Consider the following 26,644-nt stretch of genomic DNA (forward strand, 5'->3'; position numbering starts at 1 on the left):
TCCGCGCCGCCGTTACTGCTGCTCAGAACGTAGCTATAGTTGGCACCGATTTCCGCGCCGCTGAAGGTGAAACTGGCCGACCCGGCTTCCGAGCCGTTATAGCTGGTGTCATTCAGCGCCACGCTATGGCCGCTCGGCACTGTGGTATCCAGCGCACTGTTCGCCGTGACTTCCGATGCCGCATTGCCTGCGGTGTCGGTCAGCACCACTGACAGGGACAGGGTGCCGTCGTTTAAATTGCTCAGGTCGATACCGCTGACCTGCTGAGTCGCCGACGTAATCGTGCCCGTGTCAATAACCGGACCGCCGCCATTGGCGCTGTCGATGGCATAGATAAAGGTGGCACCGATTTCCGCGCCAGTAAAGCTAAACGAGGCGCTGCTTTTCTCGGCGTCGCTATACAGCGTATCGCCAAAGGCGACGCTGTGGCCACTCGGTTTCTGGGTGTCGACATTGATGCTGAGCTGGGTTGCCGCGGCGTTGCTATTGCCTGCCGCATCGGTGAAGACGCCCGCGTTGATATCCAGCGTCGCATTGGTTTCGCTATCTGCGCTCGGGGTGAAGGTCGCGGTATAGTTCGTGCCGCTATTGGCTGTGAAGCCTGACAGGCTGCCGCCCGTCACCGTGATATCACCGGCGTTGAAGTTACTGCTCGCTTCGCTCAGCTCAATGGTGATGGTGGCGGTTTCACCCGCTTTCAGCGCGGTATCCGAGGCACTGAAGGTGGTCACTGTCGGCTGGGTGGTATCAATCACAATCGCCTTATTGGCACCCAGACTATTGGCTGAACCCGGTGATGCCAGCGTCAAATCTGCCGCATTGCCATTGCTGTCCTTAATGGTACCGCTGTTAAGCTCCAACGCCGTTGTGCCGGTATAATCCAGATCGCTGGCGGTATCACCCTCCTGCACCAAATACTCAAAGACTAATGCCGTACTCCCAGAGCCCGAGGTATAGATCGCATAGCGATCGGTGTTTCCTGTTTCCAGCAATAGCCGCGGTGAACCTGTTACTGTTACCGCTTCGTCAAAACTAACCGTGAGGGCAATCGTATCTCCTGCATTGTATTGACCATCAGCCGTACTGGCACTCACTCCTGTTACCGTTGGTGACACACTATCGACCCGCACATTCGTCAACGAACCAACTGAATTGAGTGCAACATTTAAGTCATTCCCTGCCGCGTCCTGGATCTCGTCCGCATTCATGCTCAAGGCTGTGACCGAGATACCATCATCATCGACCAGGTCAGTTTCAACGGAATAAGTAAAGACCAACGCCTGCGAACCTGAACCCGACGCATAGACCGCAGACTTCGTTGTCCCGCCAATATCCAGCGTCAGACTGGGCGAGCCGCTGACAGTCACGATCTCATCGGTATGAACGGTAAAACTGAGTGATTGCCCCGCAACATAAGTATTATCGGCAGGCACAGAGACGCTGGCTATCACAGGTTGGGTTGTATCATCATCATCACTGATCGTGATGGTCTGTCGCTGAGCGCCATTTTCAGAAGCACCACCCCCGGCAACACTGCTGACATCAATCAGAATCGTTTCAGAGCCTTCCTCGTCGCCATCGTCTTTTGCGGTAATCCCCGTACTGGCATTGCCCGATGTCGCGCCTGCCGCAATCGTAATGCTATTACTTGGGGTGTCAAAATCCAGACCGCTGGTCGCGGTACCCGAATAGCTCAGACCAACCGTGACATCTTCATAGGTCGCATGATCCAATGTTGCCGTGATACTGGCAGTGCCTCTGGCTTCAGCCACCGTACTTGAGCCCACGGACAGAGATACAGCTGGTGCAGTTTCAGCATCAGTAATTGAAATAGTCTGCCGCTGAGTGCCGTTTTCAGTGCCAACCGAGACAGAATCGATATCCACGATCACCGTTTCTGCGCTGGCCGCATCATATAAGGTATCGGCCACGCCCGTCACCGATGCTGTCCCGCTGCTGTTTCCGGCAGCAATCACAATACTGCTGGATCGGGTGTAATCAGATGTCACCGTAGCAGTGCCCGAATACGACAGATTCACTGTAATATCTTCAGGCCACTGATTATTGAGGCTATTTGCAAGGGAGGCCGTGAGGGTGCTGACCCCGCCATCTTCGTTGATGGTATTGGTATCTGCGGCCAGCGAAATGGTTGGTTTGTTCGCATAAATGACATCACTGACCTGGCTGATTGCCGTAGTAAACGCGTCACTCGTATTGCCGCTGGAATCGGTTAAAGTCAGGTTCACCGCGATATCAGACCCGGCAGCGACATCGGTGCCGCCATCCGAAATAGTAAACTGGGCTGTATAAGTCGTGTCGCTGGTTCTCGTTAGGCTACCTAAGTTATAGCCATTGATGGTGCCGCCAATCCCACCGCTGCCCGTGGTATAATCATCGGTATCTGAGCTGACGGTAATCGTAGCGGTGACCGTATCGCCGACTTTGTAGGGCGAGTTTGGAATCGTGACCGACGTAATGGTTGGCTTGACGTCGTCATTCACTGAGATAGTGAAGTTTTTTTCAAACGTCGTTGTATTATCGTTGGTTTGAATACAAACCTTGTAACTCCCGGCATTGAGACTGCCACTCGTCTCTAGAGTGCTGCCATTAATCTGAAAACTGGCATTGTCACCGTCATTGCTGCTACAACTGCCATTTCCAGAAGAGCCTGAGCTGACCAAAGCATAACTGTGACTATCCCCGCCATCACTGTCGACCGTCGACAAGGTGCCGACATCAGCTCCGGGAGCCGTGGCGCTTTGATTAATAGCACTGGTATTTAAGTTAATATCAGTGGGTGCGCTGTTTGAACTTGGTGTTTTTTTATTATCAACAGAAAATTGTGTTATACCAAAATAACCAGCCTCACCACCTGCACAGTCAATTTGTAATTTCACCTTGGTGAGATCTAAATTAGAGAGTGAAGTTACATCAACATTTTTACCAGAAAGCGAATTGTCTCCAACAATGCTAGTACTCGTTGATAATTTGCTCCCACTATCATAATACCCGGTAGCGGACACAGAGCAACTGACTGAATTATTCGCATAAGTCGTGCCATAGAGCTTGGTCAATTGAAAGCTATTGATACTGGTTCCATTGGCACTAATCGTAATTGAACCAGTACTGTCGACAAACCCTTGATTAATTATGCTATCTGCATATACGTATACACTGATTGGATCATTATTGCCGTCATGAGCTGTGATATACAAGTCACCATCACTAGAAATTAGCTTATTAGCAGAACTACCGTTAAAATTATTGGCAACGTAAGTTTCTTCCGCCAAGACAGAGGTAAAGTCTTTCAGGGTCAAGGCATCGAACGGGGTTGGCGTCGTCACATCACCTTTGGTGATCTCCAACTGCCAGTCTGCATTGCTTTCCAGATTCCCGGTGAAATCATTCGATGCTGCGACATCGACATGGCTATGATTCGAAATCAGCTCTAGTAGCGCCTCCCCTTTTTGCGTTTGGGCCAGGTTACACCCGTAGAATAATACGTCTCCCCCATCTTTCAGAGCATGATCCAGGGATGAAAAAACATTGACTTCTTCTTGCAGTCGCTGCGTTGTTATTTGACTATTCCCCAGATGAACGATTCCGTCATCGGCGTGTGAGACAATATGCAACGCATCCAGGCCAGTATAATCTGACAGGATGTCTTTGAGCTGTGTTAACCCATCCTGTTGGCTATTGATCTCCTTAATTTCTACATTATTTTTTAGGCTCTTATAGAACAGGTGTTTATCAGGCACTGCAGCATCGATAATAATCAGCTCGCTGACCTTACCGCTGCGAGTTAACGCAAGCTCATTTGGGTTCACGGTGTGCAGGGATATTTTGTTTGTATTGGGCGTCCCGGTGAAAATGGCAGAAGGTTCTGGTTGGCTGTCGACTGTGCGAAGCGAAGCAAGGTCTGTCACGGCTGGCTGAGACGGGAGTTGAACATTGGAACAGTAATTCGTCTCAGCACTCCGGTTTCTGCTGCCAATATAAGCATAGGTACCAACCGGTTGGGCTGAAGCAGCGCTCCATCCCAAGGGGATCATAGCCGCGGTGATCGAGTTAAGTAAGTACCTGTTCATGTGGACATCCTGCTCCGTCTTTTAATGTTATTGCTAATCTTGCTGAAGAAATTGAGGCTGTTCCCTCAAAGTAAGTCATCTCTTATTTATAGATCTCGTTATTCCCGTTTCGGGGCAATCAGGCTGGCAGCCGTACCACTGGTGTCCTCCCAAAACGCCATTTCGCTGTATTTCTTAAACAAGTCGGGCGGTAAAATGCTTGTTCTCGGGTGAAACGCCACTTTCCGTTTCACATCGTGCAGCCCTTTGGCACCCAACTGCAGATCAAACTCATTGGCTTGATAGTCAACATTGTCGAAATCATGACTGTAGGCCGGATAGCCGAGGAACTGATAGAGCAGTTGCATGGTGCGCTGCGGGTATTGCGCCAAAATATCGTAATCAATCAACAACAAGCGGGCTGAATGTTCACCATAATAAGCCTCTTTCAACGCGGCCCAGGCGCTGCCGACGACACCAGATCCGGCCATCAACGATTCGCAGCGGGAATACACCGTTTGTCGCGTTTGAGGGTTATACATACGGCTGTATTCGAGCGGATTTTTCCGGTAAATCAACTCAAAGCTGTCTAATACCCAAGCGGGATTGCGGACGCAGCAAATCACCTTAACTTCGCCGAAAAGCGCATCGAGCTGGTGCAAACGCGCCGTCCATAGCCTGTTGGTATCAAAAATAACTTCATACGCCGACTGGTCCTGGTAATACGCATCGAATAAAGCATTGCAAATCCGCTTGCGTTTCTGCTCATCAAAAAAGGTGTAGAACTCGCTGCCGGCTCCCATCTGCTCCAGACAACCGCCCACCAGTCCTGCCACCGGGCTGGACATCCCGGCATGAAATAAGGGGTTTTGCCTGAGGATACCGGCCAGCAAAGTTGAACCTGAGCGGGGCAATCCTGATATGAACTGGTATCCAGCCATTATTTCACTTTTCCTTGTTGATTGGGTGCTGGCGGCAAAAGCCCTGAAAGACTGTCTGCCACCCGCACAATTTGCCTGAAGCCATTAACCTCGGGGTGGGTAAGTACCCACTTGCGCAATGCAGTAATTCAGGGCAAGCGTTGGTTGCATGATGTTGAACGGGTTGCCGCCGCCATTGGCGTTGACGGTGACAATACCTGATACGCTGCCGCCGGTGACATTAACGCCGCCAAGCTCCACTAAACTGTCTTGACCGGGACTGGTTTTGTAGATCAACTCATTTTTATCTGCCCCGCCGCTGGGCGCGGTCGACGCTGCAAGGTAGGCCTCTTCCGAGGGTAACGACTCGTTACCCGGCTCATAAGTGGCTTCGAGCGTCACCGTTGGAGCGGAAGCACCTGTGGCCTGAAAAGTCGCGCTATGGCTGTGCTGAGGCATCTCTAAAATGGTTAGTGTGTGTGCTTCACTCCCCCCTTGCTGGCCCATCCGCCAATCGAAATAGCTGCCTGGATGGCGACCTTTGCTCATGGGCACGCGCCCACGTAAATCGGGCAGGCCGAAAGTGACCCGGCCGTCGCCGCCATATTGGGTACCCAGTAACGAAAACAGTGTCGTCTCAGTTGCTATCGTCAATAGAGCGCCGGAACAAAAATACCAACCTCTGGGATTAAAATTAAAACCGAACAACCGAATTTCACCGATGAATGGATCTGCCATGTTCTGAATCCTTTTCTGTTGTTAAGTAACTAACACGACCTCTTGTCGCCTTAGCTTCGTGACGGAAACAAGCCTTGCAATGCGATGCAATAATTGACGACCAAACCCGCTTGTAAAATACTAAATGGCTGGCTGCCGCCGGTATTGAACAATGTGACGCTTCTCCCCGTGGGGACAACGGCCCCGGCAACCTCAACACCACCCAGCGGGACCGTGGTTCCGGAGGCCGGGCTGGACTTATAGATAAACTCGGGTTTGTCACGCCCACCTTGCGGCGCTTTCGTCTGAGCCAAATAAGCACCTGCGGAAGGCGTTGCACTGTCCCCCTCTTCGGTTGTGGCCTGTAAGATCACGCTGACGCTCGCAAGGGTATAACTAAAACTTGCGGAATGACTGTGCTTAGGTAACTGTTGCGTCGTTAGGGTCTGAGTTTCAGATCCCCTCTGATCACCCATATCCCAGTCAAACCGGCTACCGGGGTACTGACCCCAGCCGACCGCCACCTTCCCTCTGAGATCGGGCAAGGCAAAAGTACTGCGGCCATCGCCACCGTATGCCGTACCCAGTAAGGCGTAAAGCGCTTGGTTGTCGTCGATCGGAATCATGCTGCCGTCACACTGCCCCCAGTGTTCCGGCACAAAGTTAAACCCAAACAGGTCAACCTGGCCGATAAATGGTTCTGCCATCTTGATATTCCCCTATTGACGCGACACTCCCGCCGCGGTTAGCACATTGCAGGTAGTCACGAAAAAGCCATCCCTGCGCTAATTTGAAACCGTTCTGCAAAGGCGCCGGCGCTGAAGATTCCGTCCATGTTGGCAATCACATCCAGTCGCACCGCGCCGTCTACCGTCGCCACAATCACCCCGTCCGGCTCCCCGCTATGACAAATCGTCCCGGGAGGCACCCCATAGGTCGGGTAGTTAACCACTGTGGCCTGCAACAAGCTCAGCGGGGTCTGGCCCAACCGAATCACACAACCGTTGAATACCGGATTACCGGCCCTGGCCATGTCGACTATTTGCCTGGCACCCATAGCAGTAAAGTTCACAGTCAGCGCCTGCTCATCAGGCATGGCGCAGCCTCTGCCTTCACCATGACTTGGCAGTGACTCAATCACCTTGCCGCTGACCACGTGTTGAACGAAATCGGAAACACATTGTGCCGCTGTGTTGGCCGCTTTGTTTTCCACCAATTTGTAAGTATCCAGAGGAGCGATGTCATACTCGCAGAACGCCGCTATATTCGCTCCGTCGTGTGTCGCCACAGCCTCTTGCAGCGCTACTTTTTGCAGCACGACTTGGCCCTGGATTGCACCGTCACGGATCTGCCAGTACAGCGGCAATATGCCACGGTATTGCGCGGGGTCTGCGAACAACAGGTTGTAGTAACCCAAGGTCGTCGCTTCCAGGAATGGCACAGGCACGTCGCCACTGAAACCAAATGACACAATCAGGTCGCTTTCCCATGCCTGCAGTGTTTCGACAACCTGTTGCTCGTCCCCGTAACTCAGGCGCACGCACGGCACTTGCTGATGATTGAGGCCCTGCTCCAGCTGCTGCAAGAACCTATCCTGCTCCGGCGGCAATACCACCCCGGCCAAGCGTCCTTGCTGCAACAACGCATTGAGGCAGGGCATGGCGGCCGGTTGAGCAATAAACAAAGCAACGTTCAAAGGCATACTGCTCATCACGACACCTCCGGTGCCAAAGTGGCCAGAAAGCCAGGCAAGCCGTTCAGACGATAGAAAAATTGCAGGGTATCGCCGCTTTTAACCAACAGATCGCCGGGGCGCGCCTCACGTGGCGTAAAATTGACGCACACTTGCTGGTCCGGCAACGGATGGGTAATGCCGGAATCATATTCCCGCACCCACTCATCTCCGTAGACTTGAATTTCAGTGCACATCAACAACACCTGCTCCGGCAAATCTTCTGGCAACGGTGGGATCTGAACCTTGCCGAATTCAAGCAGCGTCGTGTGTTTATCCAACACGCGTTCGACACAATTGCGCAGACTGTGACGATTGATGCAGGCGACTTCGCCAAGCTCCGTGCGTTCAGCCATCACCTGCGGCGAGCTGTCTTCTTTGGAGACCCATTTGGCATCCTGCCACTGCGCAATATATTCACGGTTGGGATTATTCAACGCTGCGGTGATACGGATCTGCTGGGGCAGCATCACGCCTTCAGGTGATAACAACTGCGCAAAATGGCGCGCAATGGAGAGCTGCCCTTCACGGCTGAAGCCATGCTGCATGGCTTCCAGCACGACGATATCCACGGGCAACTCACCGGGGTCGTAACGCAACGCATCGATGCATAAGTTCTGACGGATATAGCCCTTCACCCCCATCTGCTCGGCCAGCGCCTCGAGCGTTGCAAACGCTCCCGGCTGCATGTCGATCAAGGTGACTTTCAGCTGTTGTGGGCTGAACAGGCGGCGGTCCGCGTAATATCCCAACAGTGGCATCAACAAGGGGGCAAAAGGTCCGCAGGCCGGGTAGACCACATGCACAGGCCCGTCTTTTTCACCCGCCATGGCCGTGATTGCCTGGTCAACGGCTCGGACAAAGGCACGTACCCGTAAATCATCTAACTGTGTGGTAATACAGTTATCCGGCGACATCACCAGGCCGCAATGAGTAATGTACTGGCGTTTACGCAAGGCCGGCTCAATGTCGGTATCTTCGTACACCGCTTTTTGCTGATGAAACAGTTGGCTGAGTTTGTCGTGCAGCAATGTTCGATCAAAGCTCGCTGCGTTCAGAATTTCATCGACCGCATTGACGGTGGCAGACCGCAAAGTCATCGCCTGTGTCGTGGTTTTCGACTCACCCACAGCCATCGATTCAGTCTTCACCTGGGCTGGCGCCAATTGTTCTCTTAACAACTGGTTGAGCATACCGGCACGCAATGAACCTGCCAGCAAATCTTCTTCTCTATCCAGCACTGGCGCATGGGTATGTTCGAAGTGATCATGTTTTTGAGTCATAGCTACCTTTGTCTTCATTGATGCCGCCAACTTTCGAGCAGGCAGCTTCTTTACCAAAGTTTTCACAGAATAAAAATGCACAGCTCGAGCAAATTTATGGATTAAGCCATTGTAAATAAAGCTGTCCGTGTTCGTTGCGTCGTTGCACGAAACCAAGCCCCTGATAAAATTTGAGTGCGGGATTGAAAGAATGCACGTATAGGGACAAGGAGGCATTTGCCGAGGCTGCTCTGGCTTTTAATCCTTCAATTAAATAACGACCGATGCCAAGCCCGCGGTACTCCCTAAGCAAAGTGATATCGATAAGATGAAACTGGTTCGCTTGAGCGTTGTAATCTGCGTAAAGCCTGCCTATCGGCTGCCCGTCTTTCATGATGATCTGCAGTTCAGCCTCACGATAAACTTTGTCGTAATGTTTTGTCTGAAGCGCAAACTGCTGACGCAGAAAAGCCTTTTTCTGACTCTCTGACAAATCAACCTGGCTCATCTCGTAGTCTCTGGAAGTACAATACAAGTCGCGTAAAAAGCGCTGGTCGGATTTTCGGATTGGACGCAACGCCAGACTCCCGCGGAGACTCCGTTGTTGTTTTGTTTCAGGCACATCACGTTCCATTGCACTTCATCCTTCAGGTTTGGGTTTTCGTTTGAAACAGACAGGCCATCTCCAAACCTGACACCGTTCAATCCCAACTTATTGACCTTTTCATTGCTTAGCGGAGTTTCTATCATTTCTGGCGGCGTCGTTGTATTACACGGCATTACACGAAGCGCAGACTTACCAGTCTGAAACCACATCAAGTTGACGTCCGTGAGCCAGTCTGTGCCGTGGGCCCCCATAAAAAGCACAACAAATCAAACAGCACCACGACGTGACGGGGGTCGATGCTTTGGCATGCCTTGCTTGCAAACACCGACAACCAAGCACAACTATGCATACAATGTTAGTTCATCAACTTTCACAGGCAATTCATTTTTGATTTGAATGGTTATTGATTGATATATCTGCAATACCGATCACATTGGGAGCAAGATCACAGTAAGTATTGAATCCCAGCGCAGAAGATTTGGCATATACCAAAGGTGAATATACTCGGGATGGATCTCCTATCGGATGTACTTGAAGGCCTGAATCTGCCGGCTTCCATCCCCGCTGCCACCTCTCAACGAAAACCTGCTAGCCATCTTTACCGACAAACTGGTAATATCGGCTTTCAACAAAATCCCAAATATCAAGAAGAGAGTGATTCCTATGGGACGCAGTTTTGAAGTCCGTAAAATGTCAATGGCAAAAACCCAGGGCGCCAAGATCAAAGTCTATTCAAAGTACGGTAAAGAGATTTACGTCTGTGCCAAGAATGGTGGTATTGACCCTGACAGCAACCTGTCATTACGCCGCCTGATGGAAAAAGCGAAAAAAGATCAGGTTCCTGGCCACGTGATCGATAAAGCGATCGACAAGGCGAAAGGCGGCGGCGGTGAAGACTTTGCAACTGCGCGTTACGAAGGGTTCGGCCCGGGGAACACCATGGTGATCGTGGACTGTCTGACCGATAACAATAACCGTACCTATATGGACGTGCGCCAGGCATTCGTGAAAAACAATGCGAAAATCGGTGCGCCGGGTGCCGTTGGCCACATGTTCGAGCACCAGGCTGTATTCCAGTTTGCCGGTGACGATGAAGAAGCCGTGCTGGAAAACCTGATGATGGAAGATGTCGATGTTGCTGACATCGAGTGCGAAGAAGGCGTGATTACCGTCTTTGCCCCGCACACTGAATTCTTCAAAGTGAAAAACGCGCTGGCTGCCACCATGCCGGATGTAAAACTGGACGTTGAAGAGATTTCTTTCGTTCCGCAAACCATGACCCCGATTGAAGGTGATGATGTCGCGGCATTCGAGAAATTCCTTGATGCGCTGAACGATTGTGACGACGTCCAGAACGTTTATCACAACGCTGAACTGCCTGCCGAATAAGCAAAACTTCGCTTTGTTCCCCTCATCCGCCTGCCAAACAGGCGGATGATGTTCTTCCTTCTTACTTTCCCCCTCTTGCGTCACCGTTCATTGCACTCTGCACTCTGCACTCTGCACTCTGCACTCTGCACTCTGCACTCTGCACAAGAATAGCGCGTCGGCACCGCGATAATGCAACCGCATCTCCCGAATAACCTTCATTTCCGCATTTCCGTACGCCTGCTACGTGAATCGAAGCCTTTGCACCGGCTCGGCCGGTTGCTGGGCATCGTTGAATGGTGTTCCGAAGCCAATGACATCAATTGAATTGCAGTGGTTGTCGTGGTTTTATTCCTGTCTGAAAAAATAACGATTGTCGATATTATGATTTTAGAGAGACTGAGGAAATCATATGACGCTACTGATAATTATATTAAACTAATTTTACAGCGCATCCGATATCATTTAACATTTCAAATACACGCGATAAAAATAATGAGCAGCAGCACCGTGTTATGATCTCGTCATATATTACAGCCATACTTTACCCGTTTTTATTCGGGGCTCAAAAATCCTCCGGCGGCAAGGGTGTTCAATGTAACGTTACACGCTGAACGTAACAAAGTTATCATCCCTCACAAGAATACAAGCCATTGAAATATAACTAATAAAATCACGACACCACAAAAAATGTGAAGTTCATCACTGTAGCAAAGCCTGATGACGTTACAGAAGGCTAACAGTGGCTCGTTATTTCGTTACCTAAAGAAACTATAAGTTACACTATGTTACGTCCAGTGTGACGCATCACGCGTAAATAATCATGAATCTGACTTATGATGAATACCGTGAATTGGAGAGCTGAATAATATAATTCCAATCAACGACAAATAACGATTTTAAAAGTATTCGAAATTTAATACGACGTGATCATCATTTTATTTTGATTCGCTATTCAACCAAGCAATTCGAATGGCGATGAAATAGATATCCACCTCATGTTCCGGTCTGAATATTATTCTGGCAGGCAGGTTCCGTGCGGCTTGATTTTCACGTCCACAACATATCTCAATCTAATGTTCATCATGAATGGGGGTTCAAATGAACGTGTTTAGTACGATGCAAAAAATGGGGCGCAGCCTCATGCTGCCAGTCGCCTGTATGCCGGCGGCAGGTATCCTGTTGGGTATTGGCGGTAACGCTGAAGTGGCAAAATTCCTGCCTGATGTGGTGGCACAGGTGATGACCGAAGCCGGTCTGGGTGTATTTGCCAACATGGCCTTGTTGTTCGCCATCGGTGTTGCTCTGGGCTTTACTAAGAACGACGGTGTTGCTGCCTTGGCTGCCGCACTGGGTTATCTGACCATGACCCGCGTTCTGGGTGTGGTTGCTGAAGGCACCGATACCGGTGTATTCGGCGGTGTGATTATGGGTCTGGTTGCTGCACAGCTGTTTAATAAATACCATTCTATCCAGCTACCGACTTACCTGGGCTTCTTCGGCGGTAAACGCTTCGTCCCGATTGTCACGTCCCTGGCAGCCTGTGTGGTGGCAGCGATCCTGGCGATTGTCTGGCAGCCAATCGGTGCCGGTATTCAGTCCTTCTCTGAGTGGGCGGCATACCAGTCTCCGGAAGTTGCATTCGGTATCTACGGTCTTGTTGAGCGTTCGCTGATCCCATTCGGCCTGCACCACATCTGGAACGCACCATTCTTCTACGAAGTCGGTGAGTTCACGACAGCTGCCGGTGAAGTGGTTCGCGGTGAAATCCCTCGCTACCTGGCGGGTGACCCAACGGCCGGTAACCTGGCTGGCGGCTACATGTTCAAAATGTTCGGTCTGCCTGCAGCATGTCTGGCGATGTATGTCACTGCCAAACCTGAGAACAAACTGAAAGTTGCTTCAATCCTGGGCTCTGCGGCACTGACTTCATTCCTGACCGGTATCACCGAACCAATCGAATTCGCGTTCATGTTCGTTGCACCGATTCTGTATGTTGCACACGCACTGCTGGCCGGCTCTGCATTTGTGGTAATGATTCTGCTGGGCATCAAACACGGCACAACTTTCAGCCACGGTCTGTTTGACTTCACCCTGCTGTTCGGTCACTCCACCAACGGCTGGCTGCTTCCGGTCATCGGTCTGGTTTACGCGGCGATTTACTTCCTGGTCTTCACCGCGCTGATTAAAGCCCTGAACCTGAAAACAGTGGGTCGTGAGGACGAAAAAGAAGCAACGGCTGACGTGAACACCACTTCTGACGGCCTGGCGAAAGACATCACCGAAGCCTTCGGTGGCAAAGCCAACATCAAAGATCTGGAAGCGTGTATCACTCGTCTGCGTGTCACCGTTCACGATGGCTCAAAAGTGAACTCCGAGCGTCTGAAAGAGCTGGGTGCAGCCGGTGTCTTCGCCAAAGGCGATAACTTCCAGGCAGTCTTCGGAACGCACTCCGAAATCATCAAAGGTCAAATGGAAGCACTGGCGTAATCCGGCTGATTCCAAAGATCACTCACTGCAAACCGGGCTGAACAGCCCGGTTTTTTTTTGCTCTGCGCTAGCCCCGGAGTGGTGGGCCGGCAGCTCACTTCCCTACCAATGCATCCCGCACTGCCCTGAAATCCAGAGCAACCTATCAACGAGCGGCACGTCAATTACCAACTCACACTTTTGAGCCAACACCCTCGCCCAATATATGCACCATGATACTTAGTTGTTATATTAGACATAAGCATGCACTCACCGTGCAGATATACTTATTCTGAGTAAAAAGAGACTCCTATTGGCATGAATCACGCCAACATTCTTGATCTGGTCTACAACGCTGCCCTGCTGCTGGCCATGATCATTATCTACGATATTGCAGCCGGGCGTGGCCATCCTTCCCTCAATCCTGTCCGACAGTTGTTTACCGGCCTGGCCCTGGGGGCCATCGGCATGGTGATCATGCTGACGCCCTGGGAGTATACACCGGGGATCATTTTCGATACCCGCTCGGTGCTCCTGAGCATTTCCGGGCTGTTTTTCGGGGCGATTCCGGCCACGATTGCCATGCTGATCACCGGAAGCCTGCGCTACCTGCAAGGCGGTACGGCGGCGCTGACCGGGATCTCCGTGATTTGGGCTTCCGGTTGCCTCGGCATCGCCTGGCACTACCTACGGCGACGGCCGTTAAGCGAGCTCACGGTGCGGGAGCTGTACTTGTTCGGAGTCGTCGTTCACTTAGCGATGCTCGGCCTGATGCTGACCCTGCCCTGGGAAGTCGCCCGTCAGGTGCTGGCCAGTATCACGTTTCCGGTCCTGCTGATTTACCCGGTGATCACCGTAGCGCTGGGCATGCTGTTTACCCGGCGGCTCCAACGGGATGAAACGGCGGAGGCCCTGCGCGAGAACGAGTTCCTGTTCCGCTCCCAATTCGATTTAGGCAATATCGGGATCGCCATCACCCACCCGGACAAACACTGGCTGCGGGTCAACCCACGCCTGTGCGACATGCTGGGCTACAGCGAGAAAGAACTGCTGTTACAGAGCTGGGTCGATATCACCCACCCGGACGATCTGGAAGCGGACCTGGCGCAGTACCAAGCCATGCTCGAAGACCAAATTCAGGGTTACAGCATGGACAAGCGTTTTATCCGCAAAAACGGCGAACTGCTGTATGCCCATATGACCATCGCCTGCTACCGAGTCGGGGATGATATCCAGTTCTTCATTGCGGGGATCATCGATACCACCGAAAGCAAAGAGGCGGAAGCACAGCTGCGGGCAAAGAAAGAGCAGTTGGCCTCGGTACTGACCGGGAGTGATCTGGGTTACTGGGACTGGAATATTCAAACCAATGCTATTCAGAGCAACGAACGCTGGGCGGAAATCCTGGAAGCGGCCCCCGAAGAGATGAACCGTGACAGCCAGTTCTGGTTTGACCGGATCCACCCCGACGATCGCCCGCTGGTGCGCCAGTCCCTGACCGACCATCTGGAAGGCCGTACCCCGCAGCATAAAATCGAGTACCGGGTCCTAACCAAGCGCGGGCATTACAAGTGGATCCTCGACTGCGCCAAAGTCGTCAACTTCAGCGAGGACGGCAGCCCCCTGCGCATGTGCGGAACCCAAACCGACATCACCCAGCGCAAGGAGGCGGAAGCATCGATGCAGCTGGCCTCGATGGTGTACCAGAACTGCCATGAAGCCATGGTGGTGACCAACAGCCACGGTCAGATCATCGATACCAACCCGGCGTTTACCGCGATGACCGGTTATCAGCCCGATGAAGTGAAAGGCAAGAGCCCGAAGATCCTGGTTTCCCGTCATCAGGACCGCGACATTTTCGACCATCTGGTCGATACCCTGTATTCGACCGGCTGCTGGCAAGGCGAAATTGACCAGTGCCGCAAGAACGGCACCACCTATACCGCCTGGCTGAGCATCAACTCCATCTACAACCCAGACGGCTCGGTCCAGCGTCGGGTGGCGCAATTTTCTGATATTACCGAGAAGAAAAAGTCAGATCAGATCATCTGGAGTCAGGCTAACTTCGATGCCCTGACCGGCTTGCCGAACCGCCATATGTTCCTGAGCCAGTTAGAGCAGGAGCAACGCAAAGCGCACCACCACGGCGAGCAACTGGCCCTGCTGTTCCTCGACCTGGATCATTTCAAGGAGGTCAACGACACCCTTGGCCACCATGTCGGCGACGAGCTGCTCAAGGCCGTTGCCAAGCGACTGCAACACTGCGTGAAGGAAACCGATACTGTCTCGCGGCTCGGCGGCGACGAGTTTACCGTGATCCTGAGCGGGCAAAAGCATGCCCGCGGCGCCGAGCATGTGTCCCAGCGCATCCTGGCCCAGTTTGCCAAGCCTTTCCACATTGATGTGGAAACCATCTACATTTCGCCCAGTATCGGCATCACATTGTTCCCGGAAGACGGCACCGACGCCGACACCCTGCTGAAAAACGCCGATCAGGCGATGTACGCTGCCAAAGGGCAAGGCCGCAACAGCTATCGTTACTTTACCGCCTCGATGCAGGAAGAAGCTTTATACCGCCGTCGGCTGGGCAATGAATTGCGTCAGGCGCTCGGCAGCGACCAGCTGGAACTACACTACCAACCGATCGTCAATTTACGGACCGGGGAAATCATCAAAGCCGAGGCACTGCTGCGCTGGAAGCATCCGGAGCTCGGCTATATCGGCCCGGCTGAGTTTATTCCGATTGCCGAGGAAACCGGGATGATCGTTGAACTGGGGGACTGGGTATTCCGCCAAGCGGCACAGCAGGTCGCCATCTGGCGCCGTGATTTCCATCCGGAGTTCCAGATCAGTATCAATAAGTCCCCGCTCCAGTTTCGTGAGCAAGGGAATGATATCCATAGCTGGATTGCACATCTCCATGCGCTCGGGTTGCCCGGCCGGGCCATCACCATTGAGATCACCGAAGGCCTGCTGCTCGATGCCAGCCAAACTGTCACCGAGAAGCTGCTGGCCTTCCGGGATGCCGGGATCCTGGTGGCGCTGGATGACTTCGGCACCGGTTATTCCTCGCTCTCGTATATCAAGAAGTTTGATGTCGACAATATCAAGATTGACCAGTCCTTCGTGCGTAACCTGAGTGCCGACTCCGATGACATGGCCGTGTGCGAAGCCATTATCGTGATGGCTCACAAGCTGGGCCTGGAAGTGGTTGCCGAAGGGATCGAAACCGAAGGCCAGCGGAACCTGCTGGCCAATGCAGGATGTGACTACGGCCAGGGGGTGCTGTATTCCATGGCCCTGACCGCCGAAGCGTTTAAACAGCAGATTCAGGCAAGCCAGGCCCAGGATGTGCTGACTGAATAACGGCGCAGAAAATATCTCCAGCCCCGACCGGTACAAGTGCTTTTGCGAGGGCAAGCACAAAAAACCCCGGACCAACCGGCCCGGGGTTTTTATATCAGTTGGCGTCGTAGAACTGCCACATCAATCCATCCGGATCACTCTTCTACCCGCTCGTAGAATTGTGCCATCTCGTGCGGGGCAATCCCGTAGCCGCCATCCGTCAGGTAACCGCCTTTGTAAACGGTCATGCCCTGCTCGTTCCAGTCCACGGCGATCTGGGCTGCCTCACCATCCCGGCTCCCCAAGAGCAGCAGCACTTCGTCCGTCACCGGGATCGCCTTGATCGTTTTCACCCGTTGAAACGGTTCGAACTCCGCACTCTGAGGCAGGGCACCGTAGATCTCGATCCAGGTTTCCATCGGGACCAGCCACTCGTTGTAGACCGCCCCGCTGACCGGCACGGGATGACGGGCAATGACCACCACATTGGTCACCGTGTTTTCCGTTTCCAGCACCGGTTTGCCGTTCTCATCGGCAACGAAGGTCGGCAGCACCCGATCCAGCTCGCGACGCTGTGGCAAACGGCCCAGCGTCAGCGCTTTTTTGCGATAGACCGGCGCTGATTCAAATTGAGCCATCAACTCCGGGATCTCCTGAAACACCACCGGCGCCGTTGTTTCTGCAAGCGCTTTCGCTGGAGATGCCTGCCCGGCTTGCGCCTCCGTCGCGTTCGCCCCCGACACCCACAGCATCGAGGCCAGGGCGGCTGTCAGCAGAAGTTTATTCATGTCTGTTTTCTCTGAGATCAACGATATAAACTGCTATCTTAATCGCATTGGCTGCCACAATACCAGCTTCTGCCGTCTGCAACTTGCCTGCGCGGATCAGTTGTTCAACAAGACACCAAAGCGATCCCGAGCTAGCTGGCAAGCCGTTTGCCCATCGAGACCCCGGCCAAAACCAGGGCACCGGCGAGCAAACCTGCCCCGGCATTCATCAGTGCCGGCAGGAGCCAGCCAGCCCCCGGCAACGTGACAAGTTGTTCGGCGAGGTGCTCGACCCAAACATGAGCATGCGGAATGCTGTGCATAATGATCCCGCCACCGACCAGGAACATCGCCGCGGTGCCGACGACGGCCAGCACTTTCATCAGGTACGGGGCGGCATTGATCAGGCCGCGGCCCACTACATGGCGTACCGAACGCCCCTGGCTGCCTTTAACCAACCAGAGTCCCAAATCATCAAGCTTCACAATCGCCGCCACCAGCCCATAAACGCCGATGGTCATCAGCAAGGCAATCACACTGACCACCAGCACCTGGGTCGAAAAGCTGGCTTCCTGCACCGTTCCCAACGCAATCACGATGATCTCGGCCGACAGAATAAAGTCAGTGCGGATCGCCCCCCGGATTTTCTGCTGCTCAAAGGCCACGATGTCCTCCGGCTGCTCCGCCTGAGCCAGCTCATCCAGCAGGGCATTTTCCTCAGGCCGGGGAGAGTGCAGCCACTTTTCGGCAATTTTCTCCGCCCCTTCAAAGCACAGGTAAAGCCCCCCGAGCAACAGCAAAGGCGTGATCAGCCAGGGCGCGATCGCACTGATCAACAACGCTGCCGGGACCAGAATGCACTTATTACGCAGCGACCCTTTGGCCACCGCCCACACCACCGGGATCTCCCGCTCAGCCCGAACTCCTGCGACCTGCTGGGCATTGAGCGCCAAATCATCCCCGAGCACCCCCGCGGTCTTGCGTGCGGCGACTTTACTCATCACCGCCACATCATCCAGCACCGTGGCAATATCATCTAGCAAGGTTAACAAACTCGCGCCAGCCAAAACGTACTCCTCGTGAACAACGATCAGACATATAACTATCAGACACCAAACTATCAGGCACAGTATAGGTCTTTCGATCCCCGGAATTGGGGCCTGAAAGGTATACTTTCTCAGACTATGCACCCAGAAGCACTCATGTTGCAATCGGAAATACCGGACCGGCTGATCCCGAATCAAACAAACGTGAGCCTGCATCAAACAAACGTGCCACGATCCTCAAAACTCAGACAACAGAACAGAAAACAACCGCATAACTCGCGTGCCGGGTATTCCTCCGCTAAGCTCAGTTATGATTCAGACAGAACAATTCAAGCTCGATTGAGCAAGCATTGATTCAACAAACATTGATTCAGCAAACATTGCGGCGACAACGCAGGTCATTTGCACAGGGGCCTGGGTGCCGACCGCCTTTCGGGATTCCCTGCGGGAACAATTTGACTTCGGGATTTATCAGGGACGCAACGACGCGAAGGTGTTGCGCTTATGGCTATTGCCATTGCCTTGATTCTCATTGTGATTGTCTCGGTCCTTTTTCACTTCTACAGTCCGTGGTGGCTGACACCGGCGGCTTCAAACTGGGGTGAAATTGACGATGCCTTCACCCTGACCATCGTGATCACCGGGGCATTTTTCATCGGGATTAATTTGCTGATTGCCTGGCTGGTGATCCGCTATCGCCACCAGCCGGGACGCAAATCCCACTACCAGCCGGAAAGCAAGAAACTCGAAAGCTGGCTGTTCGGCCTCACCGCAATTGGCATTGCCGCGCTGCTGGCCCCGGGCCTGGTGGTGTACGGTAAGTTTGTCAGCGTTCCGGAAGATGCCAAATTCGTCGAAGTGGTCGGGGAGCAATGGAAGTGGAGCTTTCGCTTCCCGGGTCAGGACGAGCAACTGGGCCAAAGCGATATCCGTTTTGTCAGCCCGACCAACCCGCTCGGCCTGGACCCGGACGATCCGGCCGCTGCCGATGACAAGGTGATCCTCAGTCCTGAACTACACCTGCCGCTGTTCACCCCCTACAAAGTTCTGCTGCGCTCGAAAGACGTGCTACACGATTTCAACGTCCCGCAGTTTCGCGCCAAGATGGATTTAGTACCGGGCACCGTCAGCCATTTCTGGCTCACCCCGACCCGCCGCGGCACGTTCGACATTCTGTGCGCCGAACTGTGCGGTGTTGGCCATTTCAACATGCGCGGCCGGGTGGTGGTCGAAGATGATGCCGCCTTCGGTGCCTGGCTGGCCGTCCAGCCGACCTTTGCCGATACCCAGCGCCCGCCGGAAGCCGGGGAGACCACAGATTTGGTCAGCCTCGGCAAAACCCTGTCACAAGTCAATGGCTGCATCGCTTGTCACAGTATCGATGGCAAGCCCGGGGTCGGCCCGACTTGGCTCGGGTTATACGGTAAAACCGAAACCCTCTCCGATGACACTCAGATCCAGGTGGATGATGCCTACCTGCGCCGCGCCATCCTCAATGCCAATGTCGAAGTCGTCAAAGGCTATCCGGCCATTATGCCGGTCTACCAGTTCAGCGAGCAGGAGGTCGCCGCGCTGATCGCGTACATCAAAGCAGTCTCAGCCCCGTAAAGCCGGTACAGATACATAAAGTAAGGGCTGACTAACAAAAAAGAGAAGGGAGAGACGATGTCAGGTTATGCAGGGTCGCAGCACGGCGACCATCCCCGGTCATTCTGGACCAAATATATCTGGAGCCAGGATCACAAGGTGATTGCGATTCAGTACTCACTCACCGCCATCGCCATGGGTCTGATTGCTCTGGTGCTCTCCTGGCTGATGCGGCTGCAACTTGGCTTTCCCGGCGTGTTTGAGTTCATTGACCCGGAAACCTACTACCAGTCCCTGACCCTGCACGGGATGATCATGGTGGTGTATCTGCTCACCGCCCTGTTTCTCGGCGGGTTCGGCAACTACCTGATCCCGCTGATGGTCGGCGCGCGGGATATGGTGTTTCCTTTCCTCAACATGCTCAGCTACTGGTTTTATCTGCTGGCCTCACTGATCCTGGTCGCGAGTTTTTTTGTCAGCGGCGGCCCGACCGGTGCCGGCTGGACCCTATACCCGCCGCAGGCCATTCTGCCCGGCACCCCCGGCACCGACTGGGGGATCGTGCTAATGCTGATCTCACTGGCGGTATTTATTGTCGCCGCCACCATGGGGGGCCTCAATTATGTCACCACCGTGTTGCAGGCCCGCGCCGAAGGGATGACCCTGCTGCGAATGCCGCTGACGGTATGGGGGATCTTCACCGCCTCGATTATGGCCCTGCTGGCATTCCCGGCCCTGCTGGTCAGCGCGGTCATGATGCTGTTTGACAAGCTGCTGGGTTCGAGCTTTTTCATGCCGGCGATCATGTCGATGGGTCAGCAGGCCGATTACGGCGGGGGCAGCCCGATCCTGTTCCAGCACCTGTTCTGGTTCTTCGGCCACCCGGAAGTGTATATCGTCGCCCTGCCCGCCTTCGGCATTGTGTCGGATCTGATCAGCATCCATGCCCGCAAGAACATCTTCGGCTACAAGATGATGGTCTGGGCCATTGTCGGCATCGCCGCCCTGAGCTTTATCGTCTGGGCGCACCATATGTACGTCAGCGGCATGAATCCGTATTTCGGCTTCTTCTTTGCCACCACCACCCTGATCATTGCCGTCCCGACAGCCATTAAGGTCTACAATTGGCTGTTCACCCTGTGGCGCGGTGATATCCACCTCAGCCTGCCGATGTTGTTTGCCATCGCCTTTATCAGCACCTTTATCATCGGCGGCCTGACCGGGCTGTTCCTCGGCAACGTGGTGGTCGATATTCCGCTCTCCGACACCTATTTTGTGATTGCTCACTTTCATATGGTGATGGGCGTGTCGCCGATCCTGGTGATTTTCGGTGGAATTTATCACTGGTATCCGAAGATCACCGGCCGGATGCTGAACTCGGCGATGGGCCATATCCACTTCTGGGTCACCTTCCTCGGCACCTATGCGATTTACTTCCCGATGCACTATCTGGGGATTCTGGGCATGCCACGGCGCTACTACGCCTATGAAAACTACAGCTTTATTCCCGAATCGGCCCAGACCCTCAATGCCTTGATCACCATCGCCGCGCTGATTGTCGGTGCCGCGCAGCTGATGTTCCTGTTCAATCTGGCCTGGAGCCTCAGGCACGGCCAGAAAGCCTCGGCCAACCCATGGCGGGCAACATCGCTGGAATGGCTGACACCGGACACACCGCCGAAACACGGCAACTGGGGCGAGCACCTGCCGGTGGTATATCGCTGGGCATACGATTTCAGCGTGCCGGGACACGCAGAAGATTACATTCCGCAAACCACCCCGCCGGATGCTCCGCAACCGGATACCGAAGCCGACAACACCGGGGCAGCACCGGACCCCGGGCCAATGTCCCAAACTGATTTAAGGAGCGGCCGCGATGAAGTCTGAGCCCCGCACCGTCCCCGACCGGGCGATTCCTACCCTGAGCCCGGACGGCGATCGGGCCTTTACCCCGCCCATCCAGCGGGCACCCGCTTCCGCCGGGGTATGGCTGCTGATGGCGGTGATCACCGTGATGTTTTTCCTGTTCACCGTCGCCTACCGGATCCGGATGAACCTCAACGACTGGCAACCGATGAGCGAGCCGTGGCAACTCGGCGTCAGTACCCTATTGCTGGTGCTGAGCTGCGTTACGCTGCACCTGTGCTGCCGCAAAGCCGCACTGCTGCCGTCACTGCAAGCCTGCCGTTCGCTGCTGCAACTGGCGGTCAGCCTGACGCTGGGATTCGTGCTGGCCCAACTCTGGGTCTGGCAGCAGCTGCTCGCCCTGAACATCCGGGTCGGGCAAAACCCGGCCAACAGTTTTTTCTACCTGCTCACCGGGCTGCACGGCGTGCATGTGCTGGGCGGGCTTGTTGCCCTCGGCTGGGTGATCTATCACGCCGGTACCCGTCACGGCGACGCACTCTACCCGTCGCTGCGCTTATGTGCCCGTTACTGGCACTTCTTGTTGCTGATCTGGTTATTTTTACTGGGTCTGTTCCGGCTGACATAAGAGGTACACCACCATGAACTCTTCTTCGCCCCGTCGCGGGGAAAGCACCACCCAAACCGGACAATGGGCAAGCATCGTCAACGACTTCTCAGCCGACCGGGCGGTCTATCCGATTTCGCCCTTCAAGGCCATGATGTGGCTGTTCCTGCTCAGTGATATTTTTATCTTCGGCTGCTTTCTGACCGGCTATATGTCGGTGCGGATCACCACCACCACCCCCTGGCCGAATCCCAGTGAGGTCTTCGCCCTGACCATCGGCGGACAGAGTATCCCGCTGATCCTGATCGCGATCATGACCTTCATCCTGATCAGCAGCAGCGGCACCATGGCAATGGCGGTCAATGCCGGTTACCGGCGCAAGCGCAACCAGGCGGCCCTGCTGATGGTGATCACCGCCCTGTTCGGCGCCAGTTTTGTTGGCATGCAGGCCTTTGAGTGGAGCAAACTGATCGCCGAAGGTGTCCGGCCCTGGGGGAATGAAGCCGGTGCAGCCCAGTTCGGCGCCAGCTTTTTTATGATTACCGGCTTTCACGGCCTGCATGTCACGGTGGGCGTGATTTACCTGCTGATTGTCGCCGCGAAAGTCTGGCGCGGTGACTATGAACGCCGCGGCAATTACGAAATTGTCGAAATCGCCGGGCTTTACTGGCACTTCGTGGACCTGGTGTGGGTCTTTATCTTTGCCTTTTTCTACTTGTGGTAGGAGGCCCTATGAACCCGTCACATTCCGATTCAGTCGAGCACAAACAACAGCATCCGATCAGCCTGTATTTCAAAATCTGGGGCCTGTTGTTCCTCCTCAGTACCCTGTCATACCTGGTGGACTACTTCCACCTGGCAGGCCTGCTGCGCTGGAGCCTGATTCTGATCTTCATGTTCCTCAAAGCCGGACTGATTGTGAGCGTTTTCATGCATATGCGGTGGGAACGACTGGCACTGGTGTACACCATTTTCCTGCCGCCGCTGGTCCTGCTGGTGCTGGTCGCGCTGATGGTCAGTGAAGCCGATTATATTTTCCAGCTGCGGGAACTGTTCTTCCATGACGCACCGTTTATGCCGTCCACAGGTGGCCATTGAGTACCGTCTGCCCCATGTGTATCAAAGCGGAGCAACCTGGATCGGTGAAGAACGATTTGCATCTGTGAAGAACGGCTTGGACTGTGAATAACGGCTCATATCCGTGAGGCATTCAATTCATCCGACGGGTCGCAGCCCCATCACGGGGCTGCTGAACTCGGGGAAGTTGAGGGCATGTTAAAGGCCATGTTTAAGGCATGGTGCGTTTCATTTTCGCCCATTGATTTTGCAGGCTGATTAGCCAGTGCGGCGGCGCCTTGCCGGTTCCGGCCGGTTTCAGTTTGTCATGGGCCAGCGTCACATTAGCCAGGGTGAGCTCCTGGTTCGGCTCGACATCCACCATCAACACATGTTGACCGGAACTCAGCACCTGTTTAAAGCGGCGAAACTGATAGTGCAACTCCTGGATCCCGAACAATCCACCTTCCCAGGTGATAAACCCAAGCATCACGATCGCCAGCATGATAAACGGCAGCCAGCCGACCGCCGCCACCGCGCCGGACAGATACGCAATCAGCAGAACAAGCACGGCGGCCACGACACCAATGACCGCACCGATTTCAGTTGAGTGGACAATATCGTTTCGCATAAACGATTTCACCGGATGAAGATGATGATGGCTTGAAACGTCGGCATCCTTGTCGGTCAACACATGAATTTGCGGCGGGCTGATCCCACTGAGCTCCAGCTCATATTCCACTAATTCAAGATCGTCCAGGTCATCGCTGATATAAAACACTCGCTTCATGATGGACTCCTGACAAGGCCGTGCAGGCCCCGAACTCGGTGACCTGAACGCCTGGATCACAAACAATGACAGCGTTTGCACACTGACAGATGCTTTACAACATAAAACACTGCTTACACTTCAATTTTACTACAGCTTCAGCAATTCATTTCGGCTAGAAAGTAATCTCTGACATTTTCCTAACATCCCGCGCCGAGCCTTGCTCTATCATTGACGGATCTGTTTTTAACGAAATCTTCGACTGTTATGAAAAAGCGTAATGTCTTCAGCCTTTTGCTTATCACCAGTTTACTGGGCGGTTGTCAGCTGACCCATGTGGCAGGGGAAGTGGACGGGGTGAAAATCCGGGCGACCACAGATCAACAAGACAGCCATGATCACGACCGCGACCACCGCAGCCACGGCTCATTCTGTCCGCCAGGACAAGCGAAGAAAGGAAACTGCTGATTTCAGTAGTGCCCGCCGACGCTGTCTCACCGCAGGCCCGAGCAATGCGCCGGGCCGAGCAATATGCCGGGCCGAACATTGGGAGAGTCGGCCCGGCTGAAGGATCAACCGGCGTAGCGAAATACATCCAGCCCGGCCGGATCGATATCCGTCTCCTGGCCGCTGACAATATCTGCCAGCAACCGGGCAGAGCCGCAAGCCATCGTCCAGCCCAAGGTGCCGTGACCGGTGTTGGTGAACAGGTTGGTGTATGTTGTTTTGCCGATCACCGGCGTGCCGTCCGGCGTCATCGGCCGCAGGCCACTCCAGTATTCAGCCTTGGCAATATCGCCACCGTTCGGGAACAGATCCTGGATCACCATGGCAATGGTCGCCTTGCGTTTCTCCGCCAGACTGAAATCATAACCGGCCAGCTCGGCCGTGCCTGCCACCCGGATCCGATCATCAAACCGGGTCATGGCCACTTTATAGGTCTCATCCATCACCGTGGACACCGGCGCTGCGGCAGCATCTGCAATCGGCATCGTTAACGAGTAGCCTTTGACCGGATAAACCGGGATCGACATCCCCAACGGAGCCAGCAAAGCGGCCGAGTAACTTCCCAACGCCACCACATAGGCATCGGCTTTCAATTCACCGGCCGAGGTTGAAATCGAGGTAATTTTACCGTGTTGCTGATTCAGGCTCGTCACCTGAGTCTCGAACAGAAAGCGCACCCCGGCCTGTTGGGCCAGCTCGGTCAGTTGCTGACAGAACAGGTAGCAATCTCCGGTTTCATCATCGGGCAGGCGCAAGCCACCGACAATTTTGTCTTTCACCTGCGCCAGCGCGGGCTCCGCGGCGATACAACCGGCGACGTCCAACTCTTCAAACCGGGTGCCGCTCTCGGCCAGCACCTGAATATCTTTGGCCACCGCGTCCACCTGGGCATGGGTGCGGAACACCTGCAACGTGCCCTGCTGGCGACCTTCGTAGTTCAAGCCCTGCTGCTCCCGGCGCAGATCGAGCAGACACTCGCGGCTGTAGTTAGCAATCCGCAGCATTCGGGCCTTGTTGATCTGGTATTTATCGGGGTTGCAGTTGGCCAGCATTTTCGCTGCCCACAGATAGAGTTCCGGCGAGACGGAAGGTTTGACCTTCAGCGGTGCATGTTTCTGCATCAGCCATTTCATCGCTTTGACCGGAATACCCGGGGCCGCCCACGGGGACGAATAGCCGTAAGAGATCTGTCCGGCATTGGCAAAGCTGGTTTCCTCGGCGCTGCGCGGCTGACGATCCACCACAGTGACGTCATGACCGGCCTTGGCGAGATACCAGGCGGAGGTGAGTCCCACCACACCACTTCCTAAAACAATCACTTCCATCGACGGCTTACCTTATCTGTTCGTTTTGAGAATAAAGCGGAGAATGCGCGATTTACATTTGCATAACAATCGATAATATTTAGCAGCAGTGTTTAGTTTTTCTAAAGGCAAGCAATGTCGTCCTCCACCTCACCTCTCGCCGGTTCGACCCTGTCCGGCCTCGCGACCTTCAACATCGCGGCCCGCTACGGCAGCTTCACGCAGGCTGCCGAGCATCTGCATATCACCACCGGGGCGGTCAGTCAGCAGATCCGCCAATTGGAGCAACAATTAAACCTGACTTTATTCGAACGCCATTCCCGCGGCATTCGTTTAACCGACAAGGGGCAGCAACTCTACCAGGTGGTCAGCCAGAGCCTCAGCGACATCAGCGACACCCTGGCCCGGCTGCAACAGCCGGACCCGGAAGGCGAGGTCCGGCTCAAGCTGACGCCATCCTTTGCCTACAAATGGCTGGTGCCGAGACTTCAGGATTTCTATCAGCAATATCCGGAAATCAACATCCAGATCTTTGCCGAAGGCGCGCTGGTGGACCATCAGGACACCAGCGTCGATCTGGTGATCGATTACTGCCGTCAGCCGCATACCAGCGGCACCTTGCTGATGAGCGAATATTTACTCCCGGTG

21 protein-coding genes are annotated in these 26,644 nt (G+C 54.2%); 10 read left to right on the forward strand and 11 right to left on the reverse strand.

Annotation, left to right across the window (positions count from 1 at the left end; translation table 11 throughout):
• The 7 genes from VV869_RS23890 to VV869_RS23920 form a co-directional block, all read right to left on the reverse strand.
• On the reverse strand, positions 1–4,088 hold a 4,088-nt coding region (locus VV869_RS23890; protein ID WP_337737455.1), incomplete at its 3' end, for a DUF4347 domain-containing protein.
• 98 nt (positions 4,089–4,186) lie between these two features.
• A complete protein-coding gene (locus VV869_RS23895) occupies positions 4,187–5,008 on the reverse strand; it encodes a sulfotransferase (RefSeq protein ID WP_337737456.1) in 822 nt (273 codons plus the stop codon).
• An 84-nt stretch (positions 5,009–5,092) separates the two neighbouring features.
• The gene (locus VV869_RS23900) at positions 5,093–5,725 is read right to left on the reverse strand and encodes a phage tail protein (protein ID WP_337737457.1); all 633 of its coding nucleotides are present in this window, start codon (positions 5,723–5,725) and stop codon (positions 5,093–5,095) included.
• A 50-nt stretch (positions 5,726–5,775) separates the two neighbouring features.
• Positions 5,776–6,411 carry a phage tail protein gene (locus VV869_RS23905; protein ID WP_337737458.1) on the reverse strand — a complete coding sequence of 212 codons (636 nt, stop codon included), beginning with the start codon at positions 6,409–6,411 and terminating at the stop codon, positions 5,776–5,778.
• Between the two features lie 56 nt (positions 6,412–6,467).
• On the reverse strand, positions 6,468–7,415 hold the full coding sequence (locus VV869_RS23910) for a hypothetical protein (RefSeq protein ID WP_337737459.1): 948 nt from the start codon (positions 7,413–7,415) through the stop codon (positions 6,468–6,470).
• Entirely contained in the window at positions 7,415–8,719 is a 1,305-nt protein-coding gene (locus VV869_RS23915) for a hypothetical protein (protein WP_337737461.1), read from the reverse strand. The genes VV869_RS23910 and VV869_RS23915 overlap by 1 nt, the downstream gene beginning before the upstream one ends.
• A gap of 94 nt (positions 8,720–8,813) precedes the next feature.
• Entirely contained in the window at positions 8,814–9,332 is a 519-nt protein-coding gene (locus tag VV869_RS23920) for a GNAT family N-acetyltransferase (protein ID WP_337737462.1), read from the reverse strand.
• 636 nt (positions 9,333–9,968) lie between these two features.
• Between VV869_RS23920 and VV869_RS23925 the strand changes: the two genes are divergently transcribed.
• The 3 genes from VV869_RS23925 to VV869_RS23935 all read left to right on the forward strand — a co-directional run bounded on the left by VV869_RS23925 (position 9,969) and on the right by VV869_RS23935 (position 16,508).
• Entirely contained in the window at positions 9,969–10,694 is a 726-nt protein-coding gene (locus VV869_RS23925; RefSeq protein WP_337737463.1) for a YebC/PmpR family DNA-binding transcriptional regulator, read from the forward strand.
• A 1,080-nt stretch (positions 10,695–11,774) separates the two neighbouring features.
• Positions 11,775–13,163 (forward strand): PTS glucose transporter subunit IIBC, encoded by a 1,389-nt coding sequence (ptsG, locus tag VV869_RS23930; protein WP_337737464.1) that lies wholly within the window; start codon positions 11,775–11,777, stop codon positions 13,161–13,163.
• Positions 13,164–13,460: 297 nt separating this feature from the next.
• Positions 13,461–16,508: an EAL domain-containing protein gene (locus tag VV869_RS23935; RefSeq protein WP_337737465.1), complete on the forward strand. Its 3,048-nt coding sequence runs from the start codon at positions 13,461–13,463 to the stop codon at positions 16,506–16,508.
• A 134-nt stretch (positions 16,509–16,642) separates the two neighbouring features.
• On the opposite strand, the gene VV869_RS23940 is transcribed toward VV869_RS23935, so the two are convergent.
• Positions 16,643–17,275, reverse strand: a complete 633-nt coding sequence (locus tag VV869_RS23940; protein WP_337737466.1) for a hypothetical protein — start codon at positions 17,273–17,275, stop codon at positions 16,643–16,645.
• 131 nt (positions 17,276–17,406) lie between these two features.
• Positions 17,407–18,321, reverse strand: coding sequence for a DUF808 domain-containing protein (locus tag VV869_RS23945; RefSeq protein WP_337737467.1), 915 nt, complete (start codon positions 18,319–18,321; stop codon positions 17,407–17,409).
• Positions 18,322–18,804: 483 nt separating this feature from the next.
• Here VV869_RS23945 and VV869_RS23950 point away from each other — a divergent pair, with 483 nt between their 5' ends.
• The 5 genes from VV869_RS23950 to VV869_RS23970 are packed head-to-tail and all read left to right on the forward strand — an operon-like array spanning position 18,805 to position 23,458.
• Positions 18,805–19,908: a cytochrome c oxidase subunit II gene (locus VV869_RS23950; RefSeq protein WP_337737468.1), complete on the forward strand. Its 1,104-nt coding sequence runs from the start codon at positions 18,805–18,807 to the stop codon at positions 19,906–19,908.
• A 57-nt stretch (positions 19,909–19,965) separates the two neighbouring features.
• On the forward strand, positions 19,966–21,774 hold the full coding sequence (ctaD, locus tag VV869_RS23955; protein WP_337737469.1) for a cytochrome c oxidase subunit I: 1,809 nt from the start codon (positions 19,966–19,968) through the stop codon (positions 21,772–21,774).
• A complete protein-coding gene (locus VV869_RS23960; protein WP_337737470.1) occupies positions 21,764–22,381 on the forward strand; it encodes a cytochrome c oxidase subunit 3 in 618 nt (205 codons plus the stop codon). Before ctaD ends, VV869_RS23960 begins: the two co-directional genes overlap by 11 nt.
• 13 nt (positions 22,382–22,394) lie before the next feature.
• Positions 22,395–23,084, forward strand: coding sequence for a heme-copper oxidase subunit III family protein (locus VV869_RS23965; protein ID WP_337737471.1), 690 nt, complete (start codon positions 22,395–22,397; stop codon positions 23,082–23,084).
• Between the two features lie 8 nt (positions 23,085–23,092).
• A complete protein-coding gene (locus VV869_RS23970; protein ID WP_337737472.1) occupies positions 23,093–23,458 on the forward strand; it encodes a cytochrome C oxidase subunit IV family protein in 366 nt (121 codons plus the stop codon).
• A gap of 190 nt (positions 23,459–23,648) precedes the next feature.
• Here VV869_RS23970 and VV869_RS23975 read toward each other — a convergent pair whose 3' ends face one another.
• Positions 23,649–24,206 carry an NAD/FAD-utilizing enzyme gene (locus VV869_RS23975; RefSeq protein ID WP_337737473.1) on the reverse strand — a complete coding sequence of 186 codons (558 nt, stop codon included), beginning with the start codon at positions 24,204–24,206 and terminating at the stop codon, positions 23,649–23,651.
• A gap of 246 nt (positions 24,207–24,452) precedes the next feature.
• Here VV869_RS23975 and VV869_RS23980 point away from each other — a divergent pair, with 246 nt between their 5' ends.
• Positions 24,453–24,653: a hypothetical protein gene (locus VV869_RS23980; protein ID WP_337737474.1), complete on the forward strand. Its 201-nt coding sequence runs from the start codon at positions 24,453–24,455 to the stop codon at positions 24,651–24,653.
• A 104-nt stretch (positions 24,654–24,757) separates the two neighbouring features.
• On the opposite strand, the gene VV869_RS23985 is transcribed toward VV869_RS23980, so the two are convergent.
• A complete protein-coding gene (locus tag VV869_RS23985; RefSeq protein ID WP_337737475.1) occupies positions 24,758–26,017 on the reverse strand; it encodes a D-amino acid dehydrogenase in 1,260 nt (419 codons plus the stop codon).
• Positions 26,018–26,131: 114 nt separating this feature from the next.
• On the opposite strand from VV869_RS23985, the gene VV869_RS23990 reads away from it, so the two are divergent.
• Positions 26,132–26,644: LysR family transcriptional regulator (locus tag VV869_RS23990; protein ID WP_337737476.1), on the forward strand; the 513-nt coding region annotated here is incomplete at its 3' end.

The organism is Photobacterium sp. MCCC 1A19761 (assembly GCF_037389125.1).
GTDB lineage: Bacteria > Pseudomonadota > Gammaproteobacteria > Enterobacterales > Vibrionaceae > Photobacterium.

What these genes read in the sequence shown, in the direction of transcription:
- VV869_RS23895 (WP_337737456.1), bottom strand. Translation starts at nt 5,008, where the DNA reads ATGGCTGGATACCAGTTCATATCAGGATTGCCCCGCTCAGGTTCAACT.
- VV869_RS23900 (WP_337737457.1), bottom strand. Translation starts at nt 5,725, where the DNA reads ATGGCAGATCCATTCATCGGTGAAATTCGGTTGTTCGGTTTTAATTTT.
- VV869_RS23905 (WP_337737458.1), bottom strand. Translation starts at nt 6,411, where the DNA reads ATGGCAGAACCATTTATCGGCCAGGTTGACCTGTTTGGGTTTAACTTT.
- VV869_RS23910 (WP_337737459.1), bottom strand. Translation starts at nt 7,415, where the DNA reads ATGAGCAGTATGCCTTTGAACGTTGCTTTGTTTATTGCTCAACCGGCC.
- VV869_RS23915 (WP_337737461.1), bottom strand. Translation starts at nt 8,719, where the DNA reads ATGACTCAAAAACATGATCACTTCGAACATACCCATGCGCCAGTGCTG.
- VV869_RS23920 (WP_337737462.1), bottom strand. Translation starts at nt 9,332, where the DNA reads ATGGAACGTGATGTGCCTGAAACAAAACAACAACGGAGTCTCCGCGGG.
- VV869_RS23925 (WP_337737463.1), top strand. Translation starts at nt 9,969, where the DNA reads ATGGGACGCAGTTTTGAAGTCCGTAAAATGTCAATGGCAAAAACCCAG.
- ptsG (WP_337737464.1), top strand. Translation starts at nt 11,775, where the DNA reads ATGAACGTGTTTAGTACGATGCAAAAAATGGGGCGCAGCCTCATGCTG.
- VV869_RS23935 (WP_337737465.1), top strand. Translation starts at nt 13,461, where the DNA reads ATGAATCACGCCAACATTCTTGATCTGGTCTACAACGCTGCCCTGCTG.
- VV869_RS23940 (WP_337737466.1), bottom strand. Translation starts at nt 17,275, where the DNA reads ATGAATAAACTTCTGCTGACAGCCGCCCTGGCCTCGATGCTGTGGGTG.
- VV869_RS23950 (WP_337737468.1), top strand. Translation starts at nt 18,805, where the DNA reads ATGGCTATTGCCATTGCCTTGATTCTCATTGTGATTGTCTCGGTCCTT.
- ctaD (WP_337737469.1), top strand. Translation starts at nt 19,966, where the DNA reads ATGTCAGGTTATGCAGGGTCGCAGCACGGCGACCATCCCCGGTCATTC.
- VV869_RS23960 (WP_337737470.1), top strand. Translation starts at nt 21,764, where the DNA reads ATGAAGTCTGAGCCCCGCACCGTCCCCGACCGGGCGATTCCTACCCTG.
- VV869_RS23965 (WP_337737471.1), top strand. Translation starts at nt 22,395, where the DNA reads ATGAACTCTTCTTCGCCCCGTCGCGGGGAAAGCACCACCCAAACCGGA.
- VV869_RS23970 (WP_337737472.1), top strand. Translation starts at nt 23,093, where the DNA reads ATGAACCCGTCACATTCCGATTCAGTCGAGCACAAACAACAGCATCCG.
- VV869_RS23975 (WP_337737473.1), bottom strand. Translation starts at nt 24,206, where the DNA reads ATGAAGCGAGTGTTTTATATCAGCGATGACCTGGACGATCTTGAATTA.
- VV869_RS23980 (WP_337737474.1), top strand. Translation starts at nt 24,453, where the DNA reads ATGAAAAAGCGTAATGTCTTCAGCCTTTTGCTTATCACCAGTTTACTG.
- VV869_RS23985 (WP_337737475.1), bottom strand. Translation starts at nt 26,017, where the DNA reads ATGGAAGTGATTGTTTTAGGAAGTGGTGTGGTGGGACTCACCTCCGCC.